Origin of the sequence: Macrococcus equipercicus, from assembly GCF_004359525.2 — a bacterium.
GTDB lineage: Bacteria > Bacillota > Bacilli > Staphylococcales > Staphylococcaceae > Macrococcus > Macrococcus equipercicus.
In genome coordinates this window covers 12,956-37,201 of sequence record NZ_SCWC02000005.1, presented here as the reverse complement: position 1 = coordinate 37,201, position 24,246 = coordinate 12,956, and the positions used below count along the sequence as shown (strand labels likewise).

31 protein-coding genes and 1 riboswitch are annotated in these 24,246 nt (G+C 44.4%); of the genes, 22 read left to right on the top strand and 9 right to left on the bottom strand.

Annotated elements, in window-relative coordinates:
• The first annotated feature begins 85 nt into the window (after positions 1–85).
• The 8 genes from ERX35_RS07795 (at position 86) to ERX35_RS07760 (ending at position 4,333) form a co-directional block, all read left to right on the top strand.
• Positions 86–370 carry a hypothetical protein gene (locus ERX35_RS07795; RefSeq protein WP_149459368.1) on the top strand — a complete coding sequence of 95 codons (285 nt, stop codon included), beginning with the start codon at positions 86–88 and terminating at the stop codon, positions 368–370.
• A gap of 24 nt (positions 371–394) precedes the next feature.
• Positions 395–835, top strand: coding sequence for a hypothetical protein (locus ERX35_RS07790; protein WP_149459367.1), 441 nt, complete (start codon positions 395–397; stop codon positions 833–835).
• On the top strand, positions 832–1,203 hold the full coding sequence (locus tag ERX35_RS07785) for a hypothetical protein (protein ID WP_149459366.1): 372 nt from the start codon (positions 832–834) through the stop codon (positions 1,201–1,203). Before ERX35_RS07790 ends, ERX35_RS07785 begins: the two co-directional genes overlap by 4 nt.
• 33 nt (positions 1,204–1,236) lie before the next feature.
• The gene (locus ERX35_RS07780) at positions 1,237–2,037 is read left to right on the top strand and encodes a CHAP domain-containing protein (RefSeq protein ID WP_149459365.1); all 801 of its coding nucleotides are present in this window, start codon (positions 1,237–1,239) and stop codon (positions 2,035–2,037) included.
• Between the two features lie 137 nt (positions 2,038–2,174).
• Positions 2,175–2,570, top strand: a complete 396-nt coding sequence (locus ERX35_RS07775) for a DUF6941 family protein (protein WP_149459364.1) — start codon at positions 2,175–2,177, stop codon at positions 2,568–2,570.
• The gene (locus tag ERX35_RS07770; RefSeq protein WP_149459363.1) at positions 2,571–3,143 is read left to right on the top strand and encodes a hypothetical protein; all 573 of its coding nucleotides are present in this window, start codon (positions 2,571–2,573) and stop codon (positions 3,141–3,143) included.
• A gap of 105 nt (positions 3,144–3,248) precedes the next feature.
• On the top strand, positions 3,249–3,512 hold the full coding sequence (locus ERX35_RS07765) for a hypothetical protein (protein ID WP_149459362.1): 264 nt from the start codon (positions 3,249–3,251) through the stop codon (positions 3,510–3,512).
• 176 nt (positions 3,513–3,688) lie between these two features.
• Positions 3,689–4,333 (top strand): hypothetical protein, encoded by a 645-nt coding sequence (locus tag ERX35_RS07760; protein WP_149459361.1) that lies wholly within the window; start codon positions 3,689–3,691, stop codon positions 4,331–4,333.
• 16 nt (positions 4,334–4,349) lie between these two features.
• Here the strand turns inward: ERX35_RS07760 and ERX35_RS07755 are convergent, their stop codons facing one another.
• The gene (locus tag ERX35_RS07755; RefSeq protein ID WP_149459360.1) at positions 4,350–4,748 is read right to left on the bottom strand and encodes a hypothetical protein; all 399 of its coding nucleotides are present in this window, start codon (positions 4,746–4,748) and stop codon (positions 4,350–4,352) included.
• A gap of 417 nt (positions 4,749–5,165) precedes the next feature.
• Between ERX35_RS07755 and ERX35_RS07750 the strand changes: the two genes are divergently transcribed.
• Both ERX35_RS07750 and ERX35_RS07745 read left to right on the top strand, forming a co-directional pair.
• A complete protein-coding gene (locus ERX35_RS07750; RefSeq protein WP_170234581.1) occupies positions 5,166–5,651 on the top strand; it encodes a PH domain-containing protein in 486 nt (161 codons plus the stop codon).
• Between the two features lie 18 nt (positions 5,652–5,669).
• On the top strand, positions 5,670–5,933 hold the full coding sequence (locus tag ERX35_RS07745) for a hypothetical protein (RefSeq protein ID WP_149459358.1): 264 nt from the start codon (positions 5,670–5,672) through the stop codon (positions 5,931–5,933).
• A 75-nt stretch (positions 5,934–6,008) separates the two neighbouring features.
• Here ERX35_RS07745 and ERX35_RS07740 read toward each other — a convergent pair whose 3' ends face one another.
• A complete protein-coding gene (locus ERX35_RS07740) occupies positions 6,009–6,929 on the bottom strand; it encodes a 1,4-dihydroxy-2-naphthoate polyprenyltransferase (protein WP_149459357.1) in 921 nt (306 codons plus the stop codon).
• Between the two features lie 189 nt (positions 6,930–7,118).
• On the opposite strand from ERX35_RS07740, the gene ERX35_RS07735 reads away from it, so the two are divergent.
• From ERX35_RS07735 to ERX35_RS07710, 6 genes are all read left to right on the top strand, one after another.
• Positions 7,119–8,351 carry an isochorismate synthase gene (locus ERX35_RS07735; RefSeq protein ID WP_170234580.1) on the top strand — a complete coding sequence of 411 codons (1,233 nt, stop codon included), beginning with the start codon at positions 7,119–7,121 and terminating at the stop codon, positions 8,349–8,351.
• On the top strand, positions 8,348–10,024 hold the full coding sequence (gene menD, locus ERX35_RS07730) for a 2-succinyl-5-enolpyruvyl-6-hydroxy-3-cyclohexene-1-carboxylic-acid synthase (protein WP_149459355.1): 1,677 nt from the start codon (positions 8,348–8,350) through the stop codon (positions 10,022–10,024). Before ERX35_RS07735 ends, menD begins: the two co-directional genes overlap by 4 nt.
• Positions 9,990–10,769, top strand: a complete 780-nt coding sequence (menH, locus tag ERX35_RS07725) for a 2-succinyl-6-hydroxy-2,4-cyclohexadiene-1-carboxylate synthase (RefSeq protein WP_149459354.1) — start codon at positions 9,990–9,992, stop codon at positions 10,767–10,769. Before menD ends, menH begins: the two co-directional genes overlap by 35 nt.
• A complete protein-coding gene (gene menB, locus ERX35_RS07720; RefSeq protein ID WP_149459353.1) occupies positions 10,762–11,580 on the top strand; it encodes a 1,4-dihydroxy-2-naphthoyl-CoA synthase in 819 nt (272 codons plus the stop codon). The genes menH and menB overlap by 8 nt, the downstream gene beginning before the upstream one ends.
• A gap of 67 nt (positions 11,581–11,647) precedes the next feature.
• On the top strand, positions 11,648–13,039 hold the full coding sequence (gene menE, locus ERX35_RS07715; RefSeq protein ID WP_149459352.1) for an o-succinylbenzoate--CoA ligase: 1,392 nt from the start codon (positions 11,648–11,650) through the stop codon (positions 13,037–13,039).
• The gene (locus ERX35_RS07710; protein ID WP_149459351.1) at positions 13,026–13,991 is read left to right on the top strand and encodes an enolase C-terminal domain-like protein; all 966 of its coding nucleotides are present in this window, start codon (positions 13,026–13,028) and stop codon (positions 13,989–13,991) included. Before menE ends, ERX35_RS07710 begins: the two co-directional genes overlap by 14 nt.
• A gap of 41 nt (positions 13,992–14,032) precedes the next feature.
• Here ERX35_RS07710 and yidD read toward each other — a convergent pair whose 3' ends face one another.
• Both yidD and ERX35_RS07700 read right to left on the bottom strand, forming a co-directional pair.
• Positions 14,033–14,254: a membrane protein insertion efficiency factor YidD gene (yidD, locus tag ERX35_RS07705; protein ID WP_149459350.1), complete on the bottom strand. Its 222-nt coding sequence runs from the start codon at positions 14,252–14,254 to the stop codon at positions 14,033–14,035.
• A 9-nt stretch (positions 14,255–14,263) separates the two neighbouring features.
• Positions 14,264–15,019, bottom strand: a complete 756-nt coding sequence (locus ERX35_RS07700) for a hypothetical protein (protein WP_149459349.1) — start codon at positions 15,017–15,019, stop codon at positions 14,264–14,266.
• 60 nt (positions 15,020–15,079) lie between these two features.
• Here ERX35_RS07700 and ERX35_RS07695 point away from each other — a divergent pair, with 60 nt between their 5' ends.
• From ERX35_RS07695 to ERX35_RS07685, 3 genes are all read left to right on the top strand, one after another.
• Complete coding sequence (locus tag ERX35_RS07695) at positions 15,080–15,514, top strand: NUDIX domain-containing protein (protein WP_149459348.1); 435 nt, start codon at positions 15,080–15,082, stop codon at positions 15,512–15,514.
• Positions 15,514–16,275: an alpha/beta hydrolase family protein gene (locus ERX35_RS07690; RefSeq protein ID WP_149459347.1), complete on the top strand. Its 762-nt coding sequence runs from the start codon at positions 15,514–15,516 to the stop codon at positions 16,273–16,275. Before ERX35_RS07695 ends, ERX35_RS07690 begins: the two co-directional genes overlap by 1 nt.
• 92 nt (positions 16,276–16,367) lie before the next feature.
• A complete protein-coding gene (locus tag ERX35_RS07685) occupies positions 16,368–17,192 on the top strand; it encodes a formate/nitrite transporter family protein (protein ID WP_149459346.1) in 825 nt (274 codons plus the stop codon).
• Positions 17,193–17,246: 54 nt separating this feature from the next.
• Here ERX35_RS07685 and pckA read toward each other — a convergent pair whose 3' ends face one another.
• Positions 17,247–18,845 (bottom strand): phosphoenolpyruvate carboxykinase (ATP), encoded by a 1,599-nt coding sequence (gene pckA / locus ERX35_RS07680; RefSeq protein WP_149459345.1) that lies wholly within the window; start codon positions 18,843–18,845, stop codon positions 17,247–17,249.
• A gap of 184 nt (positions 18,846–19,029) precedes the next feature.
• A riboswitch (SAM riboswitch) is annotated at positions 19,030–19,137 on the top strand.
• Between the two features lie 101 nt (positions 19,138–19,238).
• Here pckA and metK point away from each other — a divergent pair.
• Positions 19,239–20,432, top strand: coding sequence for a methionine adenosyltransferase (gene metK, locus ERX35_RS07675; protein ID WP_149459344.1), 1,194 nt, complete (start codon positions 19,239–19,241; stop codon positions 20,430–20,432).
• A 35-nt stretch (positions 20,433–20,467) separates the two neighbouring features.
• On the opposite strand, the gene ERX35_RS07670 is transcribed toward metK, so the two are convergent.
• Positions 20,468–20,707, bottom strand: a complete 240-nt coding sequence (locus ERX35_RS07670; RefSeq protein WP_149459343.1) for a hypothetical protein — start codon at positions 20,705–20,707, stop codon at positions 20,468–20,470.
• 214 nt (positions 20,708–20,921) lie between these two features.
• Here ERX35_RS07670 and ERX35_RS07665 point away from each other — a divergent pair, with 214 nt between their 5' ends.
• Together ERX35_RS07665 and ERX35_RS07660 are read left to right on the top strand one after the other, a co-directional pair.
• On the top strand, positions 20,922–21,833 hold the full coding sequence (locus tag ERX35_RS07665) for a nuclease-related domain-containing protein (RefSeq protein ID WP_170234579.1): 912 nt from the start codon (positions 20,922–20,924) through the stop codon (positions 21,831–21,833).
• A 78-nt stretch (positions 21,834–21,911) separates the two neighbouring features.
• On the top strand, positions 21,912–22,751 hold the full coding sequence (locus ERX35_RS07660; protein WP_149459341.1) for an aldo/keto reductase: 840 nt from the start codon (positions 21,912–21,914) through the stop codon (positions 22,749–22,751).
• A 367-nt stretch (positions 22,752–23,118) separates the two neighbouring features.
• Here the strand turns inward: ERX35_RS07660 and ERX35_RS07655 are convergent, their stop codons facing one another.
• From ERX35_RS07655 to ERX35_RS07645, 3 genes are read right to left on the bottom strand one after another with little or no spacing between them, the layout of a single operon-like run.
• Complete coding sequence (locus ERX35_RS07655; protein ID WP_149459340.1) at positions 23,119–23,427, bottom strand: fluoride efflux transporter FluC; 309 nt, start codon at positions 23,425–23,427, stop codon at positions 23,119–23,121.
• Positions 23,424–23,765, bottom strand: a complete 342-nt coding sequence (locus ERX35_RS07650; protein WP_170234578.1) for a fluoride efflux transporter FluC — start codon at positions 23,763–23,765, stop codon at positions 23,424–23,426. Before ERX35_RS07650 ends, ERX35_RS07655 begins: the two co-directional genes overlap by 4 nt.
• Before the next feature lie 42 nt (positions 23,766–23,807).
• Complete coding sequence (locus tag ERX35_RS07645) at positions 23,808–24,110, bottom strand: hypothetical protein (protein ID WP_149459338.1); 303 nt, start codon at positions 24,108–24,110, stop codon at positions 23,808–23,810.
• Positions 24,111–24,246: the final 136 nt, after the last annotated feature.

Here is a 24,246-nt window from a genome sequence, read left to right as displayed (position 1 = left end):
GTAGCTAACAATTTTTAATATCAAACCTCTTACGTTGTGAGGGGTTTTTATTATAACTAAATAAAAAAGAGGGCGGTTTATTGGGATGAAAGGATTGATAGAGAGAGTCAAAGATGAACTGCTGTATACCATCTTGATGACGCTATATAACACACAGAGCGATCAGGCAGATGCCATTAAAAAACTGGAAGGGTTAGTAAGAGCCTTGCAGGACAAGGATATCATTGACGACAAGGAACTGAAGAGCGTACTGAAGCACATCGAAGCTGAATCGGAATGGCGAAAATGGGCATTGAGGATTGCCCTCGGTGCCATCATTTTGGCTATTGTCAATTTAATTATGGCCAGAGTAGGAATCATTAAATGGTAGTACAAAAAGAAGGGAGAAAACTGTATGAAGAGACCTAATTTTCATGAGGCTGCGATGTCGCTTTTTGCATTCATCACAGCTATCACATTAATCATATCGCCTGACATGTTCGATTCACGCGGCGATTTGGACATCTATACAAGTTATAAGCAGCTGTTCGGCAGTGAGGAGAATGTAGTGATTGCATCAGTCATCGTGCTTGTTCTCTATTTCACGATGCTATTTATAGAGTGGGACTTGTACAGATTCATCGTTAATCTATATGGATTTGTTTACATTGTATGTAATGCAGCCACATTCCTTACCAATTATCCGACAGTCGGTTTAGCATACGCGCTTATTCTGGTTATCGGCACAGTGATTAATATGTATAAAATCATCACAGTGTCTGAGGAGAAAAGGAAACTCAAGCAGCAGCGGCGAGCTATTAAACACTTTGAACAAATGAAGGAGGAAACACATTGAAAATGATTGCAGGAAACAACGTTGTAGCAAAGCTCAAGAACTTATGGATTTACGTGCCAATTATACTCTCTGCCTTTATGCCGGTTATGGCCATGACAAATACATCACTGGCTGATTTAAACAGCTGGCCTCGTCTGCATCTACTGATTACGACATTCTTTTCGAATCCATACCTTATTATCACTTTTCTGACGACTTTGTATGCGTCTCTTAAATCTTTTGATATTAAAGGAGCTTGGAGAGACAGTCGTTTTAATCAAGAGAAAGTCGGACCGACAGACCCGGACATGGAAGTAATCATAAAAGGACAACAGGAAGTAACTGATCAGTCACAAGTCAAAGTAGATAACACAAAGGACAGCCAATAAGGCTGTCATTTTAATATAGGGAGGAAATAATAAATGAAAACTAGACAAGAGGCTTTAGACTGGATCACTCAATCCATCGGACGCAAGTATGATTTTGACGGTTATTATGGATTTCAATGTTTTGACTATGCGAACGCTTTTTATAATTTTGTAACAGGCGGTACTTTGCATGGTGAGGGGGCAAAAGACATCCCGTTTAGCAACGACTTTACCGGCCTTGCGACTGTCTATAAAAATGACGCCGACTTTATTGCTGAGCCTGGTGACATTGTAGTATGGGGCAGTCAGCTAGGCAATGGCTTTGGTCACGTCGCAGTCGTTTCAAGTGCCGACTTTAACCAGATTGTGGTCGTCGAGCAGAACTGGTTAAACGGCGGCTGGACAGAGGGTCCGAAGCGTGGCGGCACAGGCTGGGAGATGGCGACAAAGCGTGTGCATGCTTATGACAATCCGCAGTGGTTTATCCGGCCATTATACAATCAATCAGTCATTAAAAAGGCAGCAGCGACTGTTAAAAGAGCAGCTCAAAAAGTTAAGGCTAAAGTACTGCCACCAACATTTAAACCTGATGTCAATCGTGGTCGGTCAAACGAGGCCTATGTGATGGGTACCATCGACAGCTGGGGTGCAGAGGTGCGTAAACGTAAAGGCAGCAGAGCAACAGGATTTAACTGGGATTCAAAGGCCGGCTACTCGCTCAATCCTGGCGACGTAGTCTATATCTTTGAGCAGCACGACGGATGGGGGCGTATCTACACAGGAGATTTAACAGGACAGGGCAGCAACGACTGGATCTGGTTAGATAGATTGCAAGTGAGTAAAGTGTTTAAATAATAACCTAATAAAAGTCAAAGCCGTCTATCTCTTTTGAGTAGGCGGCTTTTTACATTTAATACGAATATATGTTCTTTCTATCTTAATCTAAATTTTTAAGTTATATTTACTTTAACTATTGAAGAGAGGTGTAAGTGATGGCTAGAGTAGCATGGGGTGCTGTTGCTAAAGGTGCAATTAATGGTTCTAATGGAAGTATAGCTTTAAATGAACCCTTTACAACGATACAACTTAAAAATTTACCTAATAATTACTCATTTCAACTGGCTTTTGGACTTATTGAACTTGAACATAAAAGGCATGAGTTAAATATTGAAATAGGACATGAATGTACTAAAGATATTATTAGTAGCGGTTCTATTTCATTCGATCTTGAACCTGAAGATGCTAATAAACCTGTATTAGGTGATATGTATTCTACTATATTTCTTTCTAACATTGAATTTAAAGAAGCTGGTATACATTATATTTCTCTAAAGATTGCAGATAGTGAATTAAAAATTTTACTTCATGTTGAGAAAGTGGAATCATAAATGAGTGCTGACATACATATGATCTCCGATAATCCAAAGTTTCAACCAAATGAAATGTTGGAAGAATCTGATGCCACTTTTAATTCTAGTTCAAGCAATTTTTATTTAAACAGCATCAATAATAGTGCTGATAAGTTGATTTATGGGTATAATGAAATTAATAGTTCAAATGAAGGAGTTGATATTATGAAGTTAGAAATGGATATAAGAAGTTATATTGATGATAAATTTAAAAATCATGAGACGCTTCAAGAACAAAAATTTCAATCTCTGTCTTCAAGTATCACTGCTTCAATTGAAAATGGTTTTAAAAACATCCAATTAGAACAACAGAAGCAGAACAGTGAATCTATAATAAATCAGCAGCAGCAGTTCAATGAATTTAGAACTACCCAGCAACAACAGTTCAATGAACTAAAATTGCAGCAAAAAGATGACTTTTCTTCAATGAAAGAGAATATGCGTAAGGAAAGAAAGACTGATCGCAATACTATCATAGGGTGGTCAATAAGTGGTACTAGCCTCGGAGTAGCAATACTTGGTGTAATAGCTAAATTAGCGGGATGGTGGTAAGGTACATCCGCTTTAACCTTTAATATCATTAATAACAGTTTATAAGTCGCTCATTTCATATAGAGATAGGCGGCTTTTTTTGTATAATTAAATAGGGGTGATGGGATGAAGTTGAGTTATGATTACAACGACTTAATACATGAGCTGCATGCTGATGTAAAAGAAGGTCTAGTTATTGCGGATGGCCAGATTAAAGTGGAACGTGGTGAAACGATTGTCGTTGGCCGCAAATCCTATGCGTCAGTGATTGATTACTTTTATGACACTGATGATGTGGATCAGATGAAAGACGTTAACCAGGAGCGCGTGCAGACTATCAAAGTAACAGAACTGATGATTGAAATGCTAAAGATGAATGAGAAAATTTAGACCTGTTCAACTACAGGTCTTTTTTATTTGCCTGAAAACACTGATACACAAAGGCTCTTAAAATAATTTTTAAATTATCATGCCATATGTCATAATTATTATTGACACCATGACATATGGCATGGTATATTATATTCAACAGCAAGACATACTGAAAGCATCAGGGGGAATAAGTTATGACTAAAGTATCAGAACAGGATCTACAGCAGTTAATCAATAGTGACATAGCCGCAAATAAAATCGCAACTGAAACAGGAGTTAGCGCCTCAGCAATACAGCGCATTAGATTAGGTGAAAGAAAACTCGGCAACTTAACATTTGACACTTGTAAAAAACTACAAAAATACTGGGAGGAATTAAACATGAAAAACATCAGATGGACAGGTAAAACGACAGACGGGCGCAAACACTTTTCAGCGGAGGGAAAAGGTTATTACGATTTATTTAGTAACATCGAAGAAAAATACGGCTATGGCAACATCATTGATGAGCAGTACGAAAACGCGGATCGCAGCAATTGGACAGAAGATCAATATAAAGAGGCGATTGAAGAAAGCACATCAGAAGCCTACTATCAGACTTTTGAGGAAGAAGCGACTGTCGCTTTTGTTGAAGAAGGAGACGTCAAGGAAACGAAGACAGGCTACAAAGAGGACATTATTGAATGGACAGTTGAAATACTCAATAACATGTCGACTGACTACGACCTGGACTTCGAGGACCTGATTCTGGACGTTGAGCAAGCGAATGACACAGATGAAGTTCTGACATTGCTCGAAGAAAACTTTAACGATAGCACTTATAAATTTGATGCTCAATAAAAAGAAGGCCACCTAATCAGGTGGCTTTCTCCTGTCTATATCTGACATTCTTTTTAGCGCGGAATATATTATATAGCTTCATCGTTTTTATCCTGGTATTTGATGCATCAATGTAGATGTGTCTGATTACTTCGAGCATACGCCTGTTTACCAGCTGTTCCTGCGTGTCTGCCGGATGATTCAGATACTTATCACTTAATCGTGCCAGTTCACGATGGATATGCAGATTCAACAGATTAACAAACGAATCGTAAGCGGCTTGACTCTTTTTGATTTCTTGCATATTGAGATATGGATCAATCATTTCTTCGATAACTTTATCGGTTAGGTAAGTCGATATGTCAGTGTCGTGAATAATGCAGTAGTCATTCAGATGTTTCAGCACATCATTATCAATATCAATCACTAGCTTCATATTAATCTCCTTAAACATATTTATAAATAAATCTACCATTAGATTATAATATATGAGATATTATGATTAATAAAAAAAGACGAAGATTGCTCAATAGAGAGCAACTTTCGTCTGTATAATCGAAGTATAATAAATTCTCCTATTTAAACGAATTTTTGAGCTGAAAAAAACGTCCACAATTATCCACAAATCGACGTTTTTAAAGAGGGAAAATCGCATAAGGACGCCGTTAGTTTTAATTTCGTTGAATCCCTTGCCCTCCGTTAATCAAGAAGACTGTTTTCAAAGGGATAATAAAACTTTGGGTCAGTCTTTTTTTGCATTTAAGGGTTGAAAAGTCCTCAGAAAATTTGTACGATTTTGTTACTTGCAGTAATAATGCATCAGCATTCAATAAAACGGATAAAAGAGGTTAGTATGGCAAAGAAGAAACCATCTTTCAGAGCAGCGCTGGAAGAAATGAGTTATCCAGTGAAGTATAAAAAGTTTTCTAAATTGTTTAAAAATGTAAAGAAGTCTGACCGACGTTTTTTCATTAAACTATTGAAAGTATACTGCGCCGAAATTCAGAATAAAGAGCTTGTTCACTATGCGTCATATAGTGAATTGAACTTAAACCAGCGCGGCGTCATTATTCTGCTTGATGACCGTCTTATTCTTGCCCATGGCAAGGTAAAGACAAAGCTTGTGCATTTCAACCGAATTAAATACAGCAGAATAGCTGCAATCGACTTCAATCGTCAGGATAAGAACAATAAAGATGAACAGTACGGTGCATTATTCCTGAAAGTTAAGCGTAAAAACTTAGCGCTGAAAAATTATACAATCAGAAGCCTGAAACGTGAAGACTTGCCTGAAATCGTCGAATTTATTAAAATGAAAACGTCATCACACAAACTATAATGACAAAGGGGTATCATCATGGCAAACATTGACAAACTAGTACAGTACGCGGAACTGAAAGCAGGACAGTTCGGTTCTGATTACCGCGAGAATTACGAAGATGATAAAGTGGCGGAAATTAAACCTAACTCTGTGCGTGCAGAAGGCACTCAAGTCATCATTTCATATGATGCACATTCTTATACAGTGGACTTGAACCGCTCAGGTGTAGCGGGAGAAGTGACGCCGGAAGATGCTGAAGAAGTGGCGGCGCGCGTACAGGAATATTTTAAATACGTCTAAATAAATAGAGGCAGCAAAAAAGAGTGATGGATTCCGATCTTCAAACGAAGACTGGAATCCATCACTCTTTTGATTTTAGATGGCCAGCACTGCAGATATATATAAGCCGATAGCGAGCAGGAAGCCGAACAATGTGTTGAACTGTCCGGTCACTTTCATCGCCGGCATCAGTTCAAGCGGCTTGTCTCCTTTGAAGAACCTGTTGACTGCTTTGATCGGCAGGTTGGCACTCAGCAGCACAAGCAGCAGGAAGAGCGAGCCGTATGGTTTTGCGAAAGTGATGTAAAGAATGACAGCGAAGCTGATGAAGTACAATATCGCCATCGTAATAATAGCAATGCGTTTCCCGACGAGAATGACAAACGTTTTACGGCCGCTTGCTTTATCTTTGACACGGTCGCGGATGTTATTAGCCATATTGATCATGCCGATATTGATCGATACTGGGATGCTCATCAGCGCAGGATACCAGTGTGTATGCCCTGTATGAATGTAGAATGTGATCATAATGATGACAAATCCCATGAAGAAGCCGGCGAATAGTTCACCGAACGGCGTCCATGAAATCGGGAACGGGCCGCCGGTATAAAGGTAGCCGACTGCCATGCAGACCATGCCGACCAGCAGTATCCACCATGATGAGCTGGCACATATATAAAGGCCGAGAATAGCTGCGACGATGTAGAAAGCTACCGCTAAGTTATAGACGGACTGCGGCGACATGCCGTTTCTGACAATGGCACCGCCGATACCGACAGACGTATGGTCATCAAGACCACGTTTGTAATCAAAATATTCATTGAACATATTCGTTGCTGCTTGAATCAATAGACATGCAATCAGCATGACGATGAGCAGATCGAAACGGACAGGTCCGAAGTAGCGGGCAGCAGCTGTCCCGACAAGCACAGGGACAAATGCTGCAGTCAGTGTGTGCGGGCGCATGAGATGATAATATTTTTTAAATCCAGTGTGCGTTGCTAAATGTTCTGACATGTATAATCTCCTATTCGTTCATTTACAGATTGTATTTTATTCTTATTTGAAATAGTAGTCAATGTACGAGAGCCAGGATGTCCACTTTTACGGAAAAAGTGGTAAACTATATAGGACTATAAAAGTGAAGTGAAAGAAGCTGAAAGTGGAATGATGGAGGATTATACATCCAGAAGAAACATATATCAGGTGCAGTGGGACAAAGAGCTTCTGCCGCACCAGTTATTCAATATATATCAAGAATATGCGGGCTCCCGCTATTTCTTTATGACGAAAGAAAAAGATGAATGGCTGCTTGGTCTCGGTGCAGAGAAACTGATCAACGTCAATCACCGTTCGCCGAGCTATGTCAATCAGGTGTTTTTGAAGATGCTCAGCACATGCACAGTGACGGGCATCACGCCGAACTTGATCCGGCTGTTCGGCGGCTTTCAGTTTGATGAAGGGACTAATGAGGACTTTGCAGGATTCGGTCACAGTCATTTCATCTGGCCGAAGATTCAAGTGCTGTTTAAGTCCGGCTGCTATTATTTGTCGTTCACTAATATGGATGAAGACGAAATAGCAGCATTCCTGGCGAAACTGGATGACAGCGTTCCTGCTGCTGAACTGCCGGAAGTCATTGACCAGCGAAATGTAGACGCTGAACTATTTCTTGCCAATGTCAGTCAGGCAGTGGACGCGATGGCAGCGGGGCAGCTGACAAAAGTTGTGCTGTCACGACGCAAAAAAGTCAGATTGGCCGCTGCAATTGATAACAGTGCATTAATCAGACGCGGCTTTCATGACCAGGAGTTCAGCTACTTTGTGCTGCTGGAGAACAACGACCGTACTTACGTCTCAAAGACACCGGAACAGCTCGTCAAAGTGACCGCTCAGAAACTCAGCACGAATGCCATCGCGGGGACGATGAGCAGTCGACTTGAAAACGCTGAGTCGCTGCTGCTGCAAGATGAGAAAAACTTAAAAGAGCATCAAATCGTCGTCAGCAGCATTGAAGAGGACCTTGAGCCTTATTCTTCTGAACTGAACATTCCTGCTGCTCCCGGTATACTTGCCAACCGTTATTTCTATCATCTGTATACACCGATCACAGGCACTATCGATGAGAGTGATGTACTGACACTCACTCAAGCGATGCATCCGACACCTGCTCTCGGCGGCTTTCCAAAGGCTGCTGCTGCTGCTTTCATTCAGCAGGCTGAAGGGAACAGAGGATTTTACGGCGCACCGCTCGGGTATATCGATGCGAATATGGACGGTGAGTTCATCGTAGCGATCCGCTCGATGGTGCTGCACGGCGATGAGGCAGTGCTGTATGCAGGATGCGGCATTGTACAGGACAGCCGACCGGAAGAAGAACTGCATGAAACAGAAATTAAATTTAAGCCTATGCTGCAACTGTTAGGGGTGTCAGTGTGAAAAATGAACAGCTTACAAAACAAGTTTTCAAAACAATAAAAGGACTCTATGATTACGGCGTGCATGAAGTCGTTATCTCACCGGGCTCCCGTTCGACACCGCTTGCGATGGCGTGTGAAGTGCACCCAAAGATGACGACTTATATTCATCCGGATGAACGCAGTGCAGCTTTTTTTGCGCTCGGCCTGATCAAAGCGACGAAAAGACCTGTCGCTGTCATCTGTACGTCGGGTACAGCAGCGAGCAATTACATGCCGGCAGTGTCAGAAGCTTTCATCAGCAGGCTGCCGCTTGTCGTCATAACAAGTGACAGACCGCATGAACTGCGCAATGTCGGTGCACCTCAAGCTATTAATCAAGTGCGGATGTTCACGAATTTCGTCAACTATGAAGTGGATTTCCCGCTCGCGGATGACTTCCAGTCACCGCATAATTTTGTGGATGCTGTGCTGCTGCAGGCGTCGCGTTTCTTCTCCGGTCCTGAATCCGGCCCGGTGCATTTCAATATGCCGTTTCGTGAGCCGCTCGTTCCGGATTTATCAGCGACAGAACTTCTCACCGTCGAACCGAAAAGTCCGTTGACTTATCAGAAGACGGTCGACCTCGAACCGGTCAGACAACTGATGAAGCGCGGCAGCGGAATGATTATCGTCGGCGACTGTCAGAACGTGGATTTATCGCAGCTGCTGTTATTTGCAGCGATACATCAGCTGCCTGTGTTCGCTGATCCACTGAGCCATCTGCGTCACCAGGATTCGCCGTACATTTTATCAACCGGGGATACACTGTTCAAAGTTTACAAGAACTTTAACCCCGGCTATATCATCCGTGTCGGTAAGCCGGTTGTCTCGAAAGCGGTCAACCAATGGCTGGCTGCGGTCAAGTCGCCGCAGATTCTTGTGCAGAACACGCTGCAGCCTGATACATTTCCAGTCGTGCCTGACATTCATCTTGAGATGACAGCGAATGACTGCTTCAGACAGCTGGCGGAAGAAAGCCCGGTCATCAACCGCGGCTGGTTTGAACTGTTTGCCCATCTGAATGCAGTAGTAGTCAATGTCATCGGTCAGCATATTCATTCCGTCAACGATGAAGGGACGATCTTTGCCCGTCTGGCCCGCCAGCTGAAAGAAGATGACGTGATTTTCCTCGGCAACAGCATGCCGATCAGAGACTGTGACACATTCTTTATCGACGGGGCTGCGAGACCATACTGCAACCGCGGAGCTAACGGTATTGACGGTGTCGTCTCTACGGCGATGGGCATGGCAGTCCATAAGAAAGTCACGCTCGTCATCGGTGATATTTCATTCTTCCATGATATGAACGGGCTGATTATGAGGAAGCTGGAAGACATTGATATCCGCATCATAGTCATGAACAACAACGGCGGTGGTATATTCAGCTACTTGCCGCAGAAAGAAGAAGAGCTGCTCTTTGAACGGCTGTACGGCACGCCGCTTGACCTTGACTTTGAGCATACGGCAAAATTATACGGCTTTAATTATCAGCGCCACGAAATATACGATAAGATCCAGCTGCCGTCATTTGGTGCGCATATTATAGAAGTCATGACGAACAGACAGGACAACGTCACCGCGCACGAAGAACTGACAGAGAGAGTAAGGGAAGCGGTCTATGCTGAACTATCGCTTAACAACACGGCCCGGTAAGACGCTGCTCATCATGCTGCACGGGTTTATGGGAGACCATCGGGCGTTTGATGAAGCAGTGAACAGAATGGCTGAGCTCGACGTTCTGGCGATCGATCTGCCGGGCCATGGCAGCAGTCTCGAAGATGACCAGGAATGGACGTTTGACTGGATTATCTCTGAGATTAAAGCAATCGTTGATACGCTGCACTATGAGCGGGTGTTTATGTACGGCTATTCGATGGGCGGCAGAATCGCCCTTTATTATGCACTCAATCATCATGTTGACGGTCTTATACTTGAGAGTGCTTCACCTGGGCTTGACAATGCCGCTCGCCGCGCAGAAAGACGAATCATCGATGCTGAACGCGGGAAGCGCATCATGCACGACTTCGACAGCTTTGTGACATACTGGGCAGCACTGCCGCTCTTTGAGACCGATAAACCGCTATCGGATGAAGCGGCGGCACAGCTTGATGCGATGAGAAGACGTCAGCATCCAGCAGGTCTGAATAAGGCACTGATCGATTACGGCACAGGGTCACAGCCGTCTGTCTGGCATCGTCTTGCTGATTACACGCAGCCGGTGCTGCTGCTGACGGGGACAAAAGACAGTAAATTCGAGCAGCTAAACAGCCGGATGCATCGTCTGCTGCCCTGCAGCCGGCATATTAAATTGCCTGCAGGGCATACAATTCATGTGGAACATCCAGAGATTTTTGATACAATAGTAATAGAATTCATTAAGGAGGCTAACCATGTCTAGAGTATGGGAAACAGTCAAAGAATATAAAGAAATAAAATACGAATACTTTGAAGGGATCGGTAAGATCACAATCAACCGTCCACATGTTCGTAATGCATTCACACCGAACACGGTGATGGAGATGATTGATGCCTTCTCACGTGCCCGTGACGACCAGCGTATCGGTGCTATTATCTTAACAGGCGAAGGCGATATGGCATTCTGTTCAGGAGGAGACCAGAAAGTCCGCGGTCACGGCGGTTATGTCGGTGACGATAATATTCCACGTCTGAACGTGCTGGATCTTCAACGTTTAATCCGTGTCATTCCTAAGCCGGTCATCGCGATGGTCCGCGGCTATGCAATCGGTGGCGGCCACGTCCTGCACGTCGTCTGTGACTTGACGATTGCTGCTGATAACGCGCGCTTCGGACAGACAGGTCCGAAAGTCGGCTCATTCGATGCAGGTTACGGCTCAGGCTACCTGGCACGTATTGTCGGTCATAAGAAAGCACGTGAAATCTGGTACTTATGCCGTCAATATAATGCGCAGGAAGCACTGGACATGGGACTCGTCAACACAGTTGTACCACTCGCTGACATTGAAGATGAGACAGTGAAATGGTGTAAAGAGATTCTTCAGCATTCACCGACAGCGCTGCGCTTCTTAAAAGCTGCGATGAACGCAGATACAGATGGTCTTGCAGGTCTGCAGCAGTTCGCAGGAGATGCAACACTTCTTTATTACACATCTGACGAGGCGAAAGAAGGCCGCGATGCATTCAAGGAAAAACGCCAGCCGGACTTCGACCAGTTCCCTAAATTCCCTTAAGAATAAATAACTTGAACAGCGCGCTTTCTGCACGGAAGGCGCGTCTTTTAATAAGGAGCAGCTAACGATGAATCACTGGTTATATACACAAGCAATGAACAATCCAGAGCGAATCGCATTGATAACCGGCGGGCTGGAACTGACATTCGGCAAGCTCTACAGCCGGGCACAGAAAGTCAGCGGGCATATCGCTGCCCTGAACTTGCCGCAGCGCATTGCGGTTCAGCCTCACAATCAATTATCTTCAGTCATTATCATGCACGGCTTAATTCTCGCCGGCCGTGAAGTCGTGACGGTCAATACGCATTTGACTGAGAGCGAAGTGATGCAGCAGCTGTCGTCCATTCAAGTGGAAGTACTGATTACTGACAGACAATATACAGCTATTCATTCAATCTCTCCGGAATCGTTACTCCTTGATGCTGATGAAGACACGGAGACGATGACAACGTTTGAAGAGGACGATATACTGTCCATTATGTTCACATCAGGCACAACAGGCGTCCAAAAAGCAGTGCCGCAGACATTCAGGAATCATTATGCCAGTGCCAAGCGCTGCAGGCAGTCCTTTCCTTATGACGAAGATTCAAGATGGCTGCTCTGTCTGCCGTTATATCATATTTCAGCATTCAGCATACTGCTGAGAAGCGCTATAGAAGGCTTCACGATAGTACTGTTTGAAAAGTTCGATGCCGTCAACGTATTAGCGAGCATTAAGGACCAGAACATCACACATATTTCGCTTGTGCCGCAGACACTTGAGTGGCTGCTTGATGCAGGCCTCGAGCGTCACCAGTTGCAGGGCCTGCTGATCGGCGGCGCTAAGATGGATGAACGGACGCTTGAGAAGAGTCTGGAACGTGAACTGCCGATCTATACATCATTCGGCATGACTGAGACTTGCTCCCAGTTTATTACGGCAACGCCTGAAGATATCGCAAAATATCCGAACAGCGTCGGCCGGGTGACACCGGACATTAAAGTAGCGGCACCGCTGAACGGTGCCGGTGAAATTCTTGTCAAGGGCGATAACGTGATGAATGGTTATCTTTACCCGCAGCAGGCGAATGCGACATCATTTACAGACGGCTTCTTTATGACCGGAGACGTCGGCCGTATTACTAACGGCTGCTTGTATGTCCTTGACCGGAGACGTGACTTGATTATTTCAGGCGGCGAGAATATTTATCCGAGCGAGATTGAGCAGGTCGTTCTCGCACTTCCTGCCATCAGCGCATGTGCCGTCGTTCCCATTGAAGATGACAAGTGGGGGCAGCGGCCGGCGCTTGTTTACGAGGCACCGGAAAATATGGATGATGAGATCAGGCAGGTGATCGCCGGGAGCATCGCCAAGTACAAGCACCCAGTGATGATGAAGCGGGCACATATTGCACGGACAAGTAACGGTAAGATCTCAAGACACCGCGTCAGAGAGTGGCTGCTGAATGAAATTCAGTAACTTAAAACTATTCCGTTACAAGGCGCCGTTTCATCAGCCGGTCGAGACGGTGAAAGTCCAGATGGCTGAACGCGAAGTGCTGGTCATCTCGCTTGACGTCGACGGTACGAGCTGTTATGCAGAGAGCAATGCTTTTGCAGCGCCGTGGTACCATTATGAAACAATAGACAGTACGGCGTCAGCTGTCCGGGCAATATTTGCTGCACTGCAGGATAAGACATTTACAGACTATACAGAGCTCGGTCATGCACTTTATCGATTCAAAGAGACGCCGCATGCGATAGCGCTGTTCGATTACATCGGCTGGCAGTATTTTCATGGCTGTCCGCCGGTCACAGTGCCGTTAGGTTACACGGTCCACAGTGCTATCCCTGATCACATGAGCAACCGGGTGAAGGTCAAATGGACGACTGATATTGTGACGACAGTGAGCAGCATCCGCAGAAGCTATCCCGATATCAAGATCTGTATTGACGCAAACGGCAGCCTCACTGAAGCAGACATGCCCGTCATAGAAGACTGCCTGCTGTACGGCATCGATTACATTGAAGAGCCGTTCAGCGATATCGCGTTGTATCAGCGGTACAGCCATCTGCCGCTTGCGATTGATGAATCAGCAGACAGCATCGAAACTATTCTGAAGTATACTGCAGTGGGCGTCGACATCATCATAGCGAAGTACTCACGACTCGGCGGCGGCTATCCCGTCATGATGCTGAAAGAGGCAATGCCTGACAAAACAATCATCATCGGCGGGATGTATGAGTTCGGGCTGAGCAAATACTTCACCGCAGCGCTTGCCGAACAGATGGGGACCATACCTGACATTACACCGCGGGGCTATTATTTCAATGCCGATTATGCAGACTGGAACGAAGAGATTACAGCAGGAATGATGACGATGAGTTTTCCGGCAGTCGATGAATCAAGGCTCAGCCGTATTGAAATATAAGAGTAGACCGCAATATAAAAAAGACTAAACGCTTTTGACGTTTAGTCTTTTTTTGGTGGCACGGGGTCAAAGCCGCCTTCATGGAACGGATGACATTTACTGATGCGCGCTGCTGTCAGCATGCCGCCTTTCAGCGCACCATGTGTTTCAATCGCTTCTAATCCATATTCAGAGCACGTCGGATAAAATCGGCATGTCGGCGGTGTCATCGGCGAGATATAGCTTCTGTAAAACCGGATTAAAGATAATAGTACACGTTTCATAGCAGCCTCCTATTTTATCAGGTCTTTAACTTTAGTCTTATTGAAATCATAGTAATTCGTTGTCTGCTTCATATGAATATGAACCGGTTCCTCGTCTATCGTGCCAGTCATCTCTACATCGAATGTCAGCGTCTTAGGATATACATTGACAGGCGAGTAGTCCACTGTATAACTGCCGGATTTCACTTTCAAGTCCTGAATGTCAGCGAGGCTTTCCACTTGATTCAAGCTGGAGGAAGCGAGACCGTATTCAAACAGTGCTGTCATGACTGCTCCGTGTCCTTCGTAATGCATGCTGTCTTTGTTGACTGTCATGTGATCAGCTTCAGGCTTAATGACGTCTTGCAGCAGGTGCTTCAGATTGAAGATGTCAGCGATAGTGGATTCGATGTACTTTGTATCTGCATGCCGCGCCTGATAAGTAATATAGTCAGGTTTCGGGTCGGCCTGCAGTACGCCGTTCTTCAAGTCGGCTTTATAGGATTTAACGGGGTAGTGCATGTTGTTGCTGGCTGCTTTGACTCTCAGATTGAACTGGTCTGCTGTATTTGTCTGGCTGTTAGTTTTCTGTGTGAACTGTGTCGTGAACTTATTATATATAACGGTCGTCTTATTTTCACTTTCACTGCTCAAGCTGGCTATCGCTTTGATGGACTGCTGCATCTGACTGAATGTTTCGTCTTTTGTCCTGGGCGCTGGTGACTCTTTGCTACATGCGCCGGTAATTAATGATAATATAGTAATGATATAAACAATTTTCTTCATGATAACCTCTTTTGTTTTTATAGTCTGATTTTATCATAGAGATGTGAACGGGGATAGCTTATGGAATTTATCGATCAGTTGGGATGCAGAGTAGTGCTGCAGCGCGATAAACCGGTCCATGACCATGTGCTGGTCATAGCGACGTATCAGGGCCGGTTCGTACTGACCCATCAGAAAGAGCGCGGCATTGAATTTCCGGGCGGCAAGCGGGAAGCGCATGAATCAACCATAGAGGCCGCAGGACGCGAATTATTTGAGGAAACAGGCGGGCGCACGTCATCACTGAAATATATCACAACTTATACAGTGCATGCAGACACACCGTTTACGAAAGATGTATTCACGGCAGTCATCTCATCGTTTGAGCCGCGTGACCATTACTACGAGACTTACGGGCCGGTCATTGTTGACAGGCTTGACGAAGTGGAAAGAGCGCTGCGCAGCAGGCTGCTTGATGATGACTGCATTAATTACATTGTGTCGGAGGTGATTTGATGTGGCTGGCAGAACGACCGGTCGCTGCCTGGTATTTAAGCAGACAGCTGGTTGAAGTGGATTATTATTCAGATGAATTTGTTGTTTCGGCGCTGCTCCTTGAAGCGGCAGATGTGAGACGCATCGTCATTTATCTGCGGGGCGGGAAAGGCGGGGTCGGTCAAGTGAGACCGGTCCGGCTCATGCAGTTTGCCGGCCCTCATACACTTGTCGCTGCGCCTTATTACAGAGGGACTAGAAGTGACAACGGGAAAGACGAGTTCGGCGGTGCAGATTTGGAAGATGTGCGGTCGCTCGTGCGTCTGCTGAGAGAAAATTACGGAGACGTGCCGATCCATCTGATCGGGTTTTCGCGGGGCGGGATACAGGGGTTATTGACATATCAGGACGTCGGGGCGGCGTCATTCATCTGCCATAGCGGCGTCACAGATATTTACCTGATGTTTGAGGAACGGCATGATTTACGCGGCATGATGAAGCGGCTCATCGGCAGGCCCGCCGTCGACAAAGAGGCCTATGACCGGCGCAACGGCTATCAGCATGTGACTGAGATGAGTCCACCGGTCATGATCATCCACGGCACGAGCGACGTCCAGGTCGGTATTCAGCATGCCTATATATTACAGCAGCGGCTGGAGTCGCTCGGTGTGCCGTACGAGATGCACATTGTGGAAGGCGAAGGTCATGTGTTCACGCCGCCGAAAGAACGCGAGACGCTGAAGAAGATTCAAGAGTGGATGACGGCAGTCGAAGACGGATAAAAATTCATTTTTAGCTGTTGTATCAGCTGATAACAGGGTATTATAAAAGGTGTTCTATGTATTCATATATTTTAACAGAGGGGAAGAAAGGTATGGAAAATAAAATACCAGTAAAAACAGTTGAGGATACGTTCACAAATATCGACAATATCCACGATATTCTCAATCAAGTCGCAACGAAAGAAACGTCAGCAGACAGAAGTCTAGGACGCTTTATGCTGAAGTCAATAATGGCAGGTGTCTTACTCGCCATTATGACAGTGTTTATGCTTGCCATTAAAACGCAGTTTGACGGTGTCAATCACGGCGTCATCAACTTAATGGGGGCTGCTGCATTCAGTATCGCTCTCGTCATGATTGTGCTGACTAAAGCCGAACTATTGACGAGTAACTTCATGTTTTTTACGGTCGGTCTGTATTACAGAACAATCTCACTGAGTAAAGCAGCTAAAATATTTCTGCTGTGCTTCATCGGCAACATTATCGGAGGTTTTATTTTATTCGGCCTGATGAAAGGCACTAATGTCATGACACCGGAGATGGTGGGAGCTCTCACTAAATCCGTAGCATCAAAAACCGTGGAATCGACATGGCTGGCAATTATGATCAAAGGGATTTTTGCCAACTTCTTCATCAACATGGGGATTTTCCTGGCGATTCAATGTAAAGAAGCGCTGGCTAAAGCATTCTTCATTGCACTTGGTGTTGTTATCTTCGTCTTTATGGCTTTTGAGCACGTTGTCTACAATGCGGGTCTCTTTGCCGGAATGATGTACTATAATATCGATGCCTTATCATGGCTCGATGTTCTTAAAAACTTAGTGTTTGCCTTTATCGGCAACTATATCGGCGGCGGTATTTTCGTCGGTCTTGTCTTTGCCTACTTAAACGGCAGAAGAAACGATTATACAAGATAAAAAATAAGCTCCCATTCAAGCGACTGCTTGAATGGGAGCTTATTTAATTTCGATTTATTCACCTTTATAAGTGAAGCCGCCCTGTGCTTCGATTGCTGCAGAGCGTTCGCCGAACTTCTTGAAGTTCTCTTTGAACATGACAGCAAGTTCTTTCGCTTTCTCGTCATAAGCATCATCAGATACCCATGCTTCGCGCGGCATCAATAAGTTAGTCGGTACGCCCGGCACATGAGCAGGAATATGAAGTCCGAAAATATCGTCTGTTCTGTATTCCACTTCTTTCAGTGCGCCGCTGATAGCACGGCGGACCATAGAACGTGTATGCGTCAAGTTCATACGTGAGCCGACACCATATTCTCCGCCTGTCCAGCCTGTGTTGACCAGGTAGACATCGACGTTATGTTTGTCGATCAGTTCGCCTAACTTGTTCGCATAAACCGTCGCGTGCATCGGCAGGAACGGTGAACCGAAGCATGTCGAGAATACCGGCTGCGGGCTTGTGACACCGCGTTCAGTTCCAGCAAGCTTTGATGTGAATCCGCTTAAGAAGTGATACATTGCCTGATCTTTCGTCAGCTTAGCGATTGGAGGAAGCACCCCGAATGCATCAGCTGTCAGGAAGATGATTGTTTTCGCATGACCCGCAATAGAAGGCAGTATGATGTTATCAATATTGTCAATCGGATATGCTGCACGTGTATTTTCAGTCAGTGATTTATCTTCATAGTTCGGGAAGCCTTCTTCATCGACTTTGACGTTTTCCAGAATCGCACCGTAACGGATGGCATCATAGATCTGCGGCTCTTTTTCGCGTGTCAGGTCGATTGTCTTCGCATAGCAGCCGCCTTCAATGTTGAAGACGCCGTTGTCATTCCAGCCGTGCTCATCGTCACCGATCAGTTTACGCTGCGGGTCAGCAGATAAAGTCGTCTTACCTGTGCCTGACAGACCGAAGAATAAAGCAACGTCCTTATTTTCACCGACGTTCGCTGAACAGTGCATGCTCATGACGTCATTATCCGGTAAGTAGTAGTTCATGACACCGAAAATACCTTTTTTCATTTCACCGGCATACTCCGTACCACCGATTAAGATGATTTTATGTTTGAAGCTTGTCATGATGAATGTCTCTGATTTTGTACCATCGACTTCAGGGTCTGCCTTGAAGTGCGGGGCAGAGACGATAGTGAAGTCCGGTGTGATATTCAGACCTTCCTCTGTCGTTTCAGGACGGATGAACATCGTGCGGGCGAACAAGTTATGCCATGCCATTTCGTTGATGACGGAAAGTTTCAGCTGAGTCGCAGCGTCTGCGCCGGCATAACCGTTAAAGACATAAACTTTGTCTTTTGATTTTAAGTAGTCAGTCACTTTATTAAGCAGTTTTAAGAAGACGTCTTCTTCGATAGGCTGGTTGATCGCATTCCAGTCGATCTTGTCTTCTGTCTCTGCTTCTCTGACGATAAATTTATCTTTAGGCGAACGACCCGTATATTTCCCTGTTTCTGTTCTTACGGCTCCTGAGTCTGTAAGAACACCTTCACCATTGTTCAGTATTTCCTGAATGAGCTGTGTGCGTGACAGCTGCTTTAAAGTAGAAGGTTTTGTAAGTAATTGATCCAGACTTTCTTTATACGTCGACGTATCGTTCATGTTATAATCCCCCAGTAATATTTTCTGCAATGTAAGCAGTTTCATCAAATAGTATAACATAAGAGACTTAATAGTCTATACTATTGAAACGATAGTTACAAGTGAATTTAAAGACAGAAAATTTTGGATAACAATAATTTATTGACGTTTAACAAATAGTTTAGTATTATCTTACTTGCGGATTCTCTTATCCAGAGTGGTGGAGGGACATGGACCCTACGAAGCCCAGCAACCTATTCTTTCGGGAAACAAGGTGCCAAACCGTCTGCAGATTAATTCTGAACGATAAGAGTGAATGGACTTGTATGATTCAGGGCCTTCTCTCTTAATTGTGGAGAAGGCTTTTCTCTATGGATAAACCGTAAATCACTTTATATAAAAGGAGAAATTAAATTGGCAGATCGTAAGTTATTTACTTCTGAATCAGTAACAGAAGGACATCCAGATAAAATTGCAGACCAGATTTCTGATGCAATTCTTGACGAAATCTTAAAAGGAGATCCTAAAGCACGTGTTGCCTGTGAAACGTCTGTGACAACAGGTATGGCATTGATCGCAGGAGAGATCACTACTTCTACTTATGTAGATATTCCTAAAGTCGTGCGTGAAACAGTTAAGGAAATCGGTTATACACGTGCGAAATTCGGTTATGACTTCCAGACGATGGCAGTCCTTACTGCAATCGATGAGCAGTCACCTGATATTGCGCAGGGGGTTGACCGTGCGCTTGAAGACAGAGAAGAACTCTCTGATTCAGATATCGAATCAATCGGTGCAGGAGACCAGGGCTTGATGTTCGGTTATGCATGTAATGAAACAGCAAGCTTAATGCCATTACCAATCTCATTATCACATGAGCTGGCACGCCGTTTAACAGAAGTCCGTAAAAACGGCACTTTAGACTACCTGCGTCCTGACGGTAAAACACAAGTCACTGTTGAATACGACGAAAACAACAAACCAAAGCGTATCGACACTATCGTCATCTCTTCTCAGCACCACGAGAAAATCGAACTGGAGCAGATCCAGGCAGACATTAAAGAATATGTCATCAAACCAGTCGTACCAGCTGAATTAATTGATGATGAGACAAAATACTTCATCAACCCGACAGGCCGCTTCGTTATCGGTGGACCACAAGGGGATGCAGGTCTTACCGGCCGTAAAATCATCGTAGATACTTATGGCGGTTATGCACGTCACGGCGGCGGTGCGTTCTCTGGTAAAGATGCAACGAAAGTAGACCGTTCAGGCGCCTACGCTGCACGTTACGTTGCGAAGAACATTGTTGCAGCAGGACTTGCTGATAAAGCAGAAGTACAGCTTGCTTATGCAATCGGTGTTGCACATCCTGTATCTATCGCTGTCGATACATTCGGTACAAGTGACTACTCTGAAGTGGAATTAGTGGAAGCAGTACGCAGCACATTCGACTTACGCCCGGCAGGCATCATCAAAATGCTTGACCTGCGCCGTCCAATCTACAAACAGACAGCAGCATACGGACACTTCGGCCGTACAGATATCGATCTTCCTTGGGAGAAAACAGACAAAGTGGACAGCTTGAAAGCGGCACTTACTAAATAACAGCATGAAGCCCCCATTTATAATGGGGGCTCTTATTATGCCGCTTCAGTAGTTGTGTCTTCAGTAGTTGTATCCTCTGTTGTTTCTTCCTCAGTTGTCATCTCTTCAGTTGTAGTGTCCTCGGTTGTCTCTTCTTCTGTTGTAGCGTCTTCAGTTGTCTCTTCAGTAGAAGTATCTTCAGAAGATTTGTCTGAAGAACTGTCGTTACTGCAGGCACCTAACAATAAAGCTGAAGCAAATGAACCGACTAGTAAAAATTGTTTTAAATTTTTCAATTTTAAACCTCCTGAGGATGATGTCCCTATGTGCAGGGCTAAAGTCATTATCTCTTAAACATATGAAGTGATTATAAATATAGGATAAATTATTTTAAAAAGTGTAAATATTCCATTAAAAAAATTTATCATGTGGAAATACGTTAAATTTACTGAAGTAAACGTAAATTTTGCTTATAATATGAAGGAATCTATATACATAAAGGAGAATTACATGACTGAACTAACACCGCTTCATTACATTATGATTGCACTCGGTGCACTGGCACTGTTGTTCCTTATACTATGGCTGGTCGCACAGACTAGAGCGAAACGTGAACAGAACCGACTTGCTGAACAGCATGCCGACGAAAAGCAGAAGCTGTCAGCTGAACTGCAGGATAAAGCTGAGAAAGAACGGCTGGAGCAGGATAAAGCTTTTGCGCAGCAGAAACAATCATACGACGAAACTGTCTCAAAGCAGGCACTGCAGATTGATAGTTTAAAACATCTGTCAAAAGACGGCGGCGAATATTTAACAGATATGACGCTGATTCAGCTGAAAGAACGTCTCGTGAGAAATGAGCGTATCAGACCAGAAGACATGCATGTACTTGCCAACATTTTCATACCGGGCCGTGACTTGAAGCGCACAGAGAAAATCGCGCATATCGTGCTGACAAGAACAGGTATTTACATTCTCGATTCTCATTACTGGAAAGGTCATATTTATCACGGCGTCGATCAGACACAGTTTTCGGCTGAGCCGATGTTTGAACATGTCTTCAGCCTGCTTGATATTGATCCTTATATTGAACAGACTTTGGTGATGGAACGGGACGATGAGAAGAACACAGTTTATTTCCGTTCGTTAAGAGACAATATTGAAGATTTGAAACGCCGCGCAGAATTAGTGGAGGAGACATTCCAGCTGAAATATCCAGTGACTTCTATCGCATATTTCAATAAAGAAGGTCACGATGCCGGAACGATGAACAACTACTCGCGGGATAAGAAAGTGAAAGTAGTCATCGGTGAAGAAGAACTTGAGCTCTTCTTCGAGAAATATGTCTTCCACGGCCGCTTCCAGTACTCAGTAGACGAACTGGAAGAGATCCGCGATAGAATCGAACATTTAAATCCATAACATTAACCGGCCGGCAGGTCGGTTTTTTTAGTGGGAGTCAGGGTATAGAATGATAACTAATCAAAGGGGTGTCGACACATGGAAACAACAGTAACATTTCATAATGGTAATACTATGCCGCAAGTAGGACTAGGAGTCTTCAGAGTGCAGGAAGGACAGGAAGCAGTGGATGCGGTGAAACATGCGATTATTTCAGGATATAGAAGCATCGATACAGCAATGATCTATAAGAACGAGCAGTCAGTCGGCGAAGGAATCCGCCTCGGCCTTGAAGCAGCTGGAATCGATCGCAGCGAACTGTTTGTCACATCTAAAATCTGGCTGGATGATTTCGGCTTTGATACGGCAATCCAAGCGTATGAAGCATCACTTGAGCGACTCGGGCTTGATTATTTAGATTTATATTTAATCCACTGGCCGGGAACAGATACAGCGAAGTTCATCGATACATGGAAAGCGCTGGAGCAGCTGTACAACGAAGGCAAAGTAAGAAACATCGGCGTCAGCAACTTTAGCGTTGAACATATGGAAGCACTGCTGGCACAGGCTGCCGTCAAACCGGCTATCAACCAGGTGGAATTCCATCCTTACTTTGACCAGAAGCAGTTACGCGACTATTTAGCGGGCAAACAGATCGTCATGGAATCATGGTCTCCATTAATGAACGGTGAAATATTGACGAACGAGGTCATCAGTAACATCGCTGAGAAACACGGTAAGACACCGGCGCAGGTCGTTATCCGCTGGAATATCGAGAACGATGTCGTCGTCATTCCGAAATCTGTGACACCTGCCCGTATTGAAGAAAACTTGAACGTCTTTGATTTCCAGTTATCCCAGGAAGATTTATACGAGATTGAACAGTTGAACGAGGACCGTCGAATCGGTCCGGACCCAGCTGAATTCACAGGCGCATAATACAGCCATGTTAATCACTAAAGGCCCTTCTATAGAGAGGGCCTCAGACTGTAGACAAACTCATTTCAGAATGGGTTTGTCTTTTCTTTTTTTATTTTTTTGGCTTGAAGGCCAAAATTACTAGAAAACAGTCGAAATACTGAAGAAGTGGCCTTCAAACACCTCCTGAAGGCCAAAATTACTAGAAAACCAGTCGAAATATTAAAAAAGTGGCCTTCAAACGCCTCCTGAAGGCCAAAATTACTAGAAAACCAGTCGAAATATTAAAGAAGTGGCCTTCAAACGCCTCCTGAAGGCCAAAATTACAAAAAATCAGCAGAAATACTGAAGAAGTGGCCTTCAAACTATAAAAACTTGCAATAATATATTAAAACTGCGTCCCTATAAGAAAACAAGACAGTGGCAATGTGATGGATGATACGATATACAGCACTCCTGTCATCAAATGAGTGCGCAGTAACGTGACTGTTTCCACTGAAAATGTCGAGAATGTCGTCAGACCGCCCATCATCCCGGTTCCGAGGAACAAGTAATGATCAGTACTTACGAATATACCGAGCAGCAGTGAGCCTATAGTGTTAACCAGTAGAGTCATCCACGGAAACTTGCCGTTATACTGACTTAGAAATACACGGATACACGCACCGATCATAGCTCCGATACCTACTGTGATCATTGCGTCACCTCCCCGACTTTCATGCCGGCATAGGCCAGCAGCACTCCAAAGATAATAGTTACAGCGATGTATCCTATTCCTGACCAGACAGTTGTCTGCAGCAGTTCAATACTTTCCTTGCTGAACGTCGAAAACGTTGTGAAACTGCCGACAAATCCCGCTGTAATGCCGGTCCTTAAATTCTGATCCAGCGCCATCAACTTAACAGACAGCAGCCCGAGAATAAAGGCACCAGCGAGATTAACGGCTAATGTCCCGCCGATGTCGACCAGCATGCTTATCTCATAGCGCAGTGCGCCGCCTATAAATGCAAATATGCATACATACAAATATTTCATGCTAACCTCCATAGAAAAGAAACTGCACAAAGCGTACAATTTCTAAATAATGCCGAATAAAAATAAACCGGACAATAAGTGATAAATAATCACTACAAGAATGACCCACGGCCAGACTTTCGTCCATCTGTAGACACCTTCAGATGACTGCTCCGGATGCTTGATCGCTTTATCAATTAATACGATGCTGATGACGAGTAAAATGGCATTGACCAGACCTGTAAATAAAATAATCGCATTGATTGAGCCGAATAAACTTTTAATGACCGGATTATGAACGCTCAGAAATATACTGAGTAAGACACAGATAATAGAGAGGTAGAAAAATTTATGTCCTTTATACATAGAAGCCTCCTCAAGTAGTATGAAACCATTTTAGCATGCAGAATGGAAATTGACACGACTGTAATACTGGATTCTTTCGTTTGTAATTAGAAAAGATAAAAGTTATAGTGAAAATGACAAAACTTCAATTACAGGA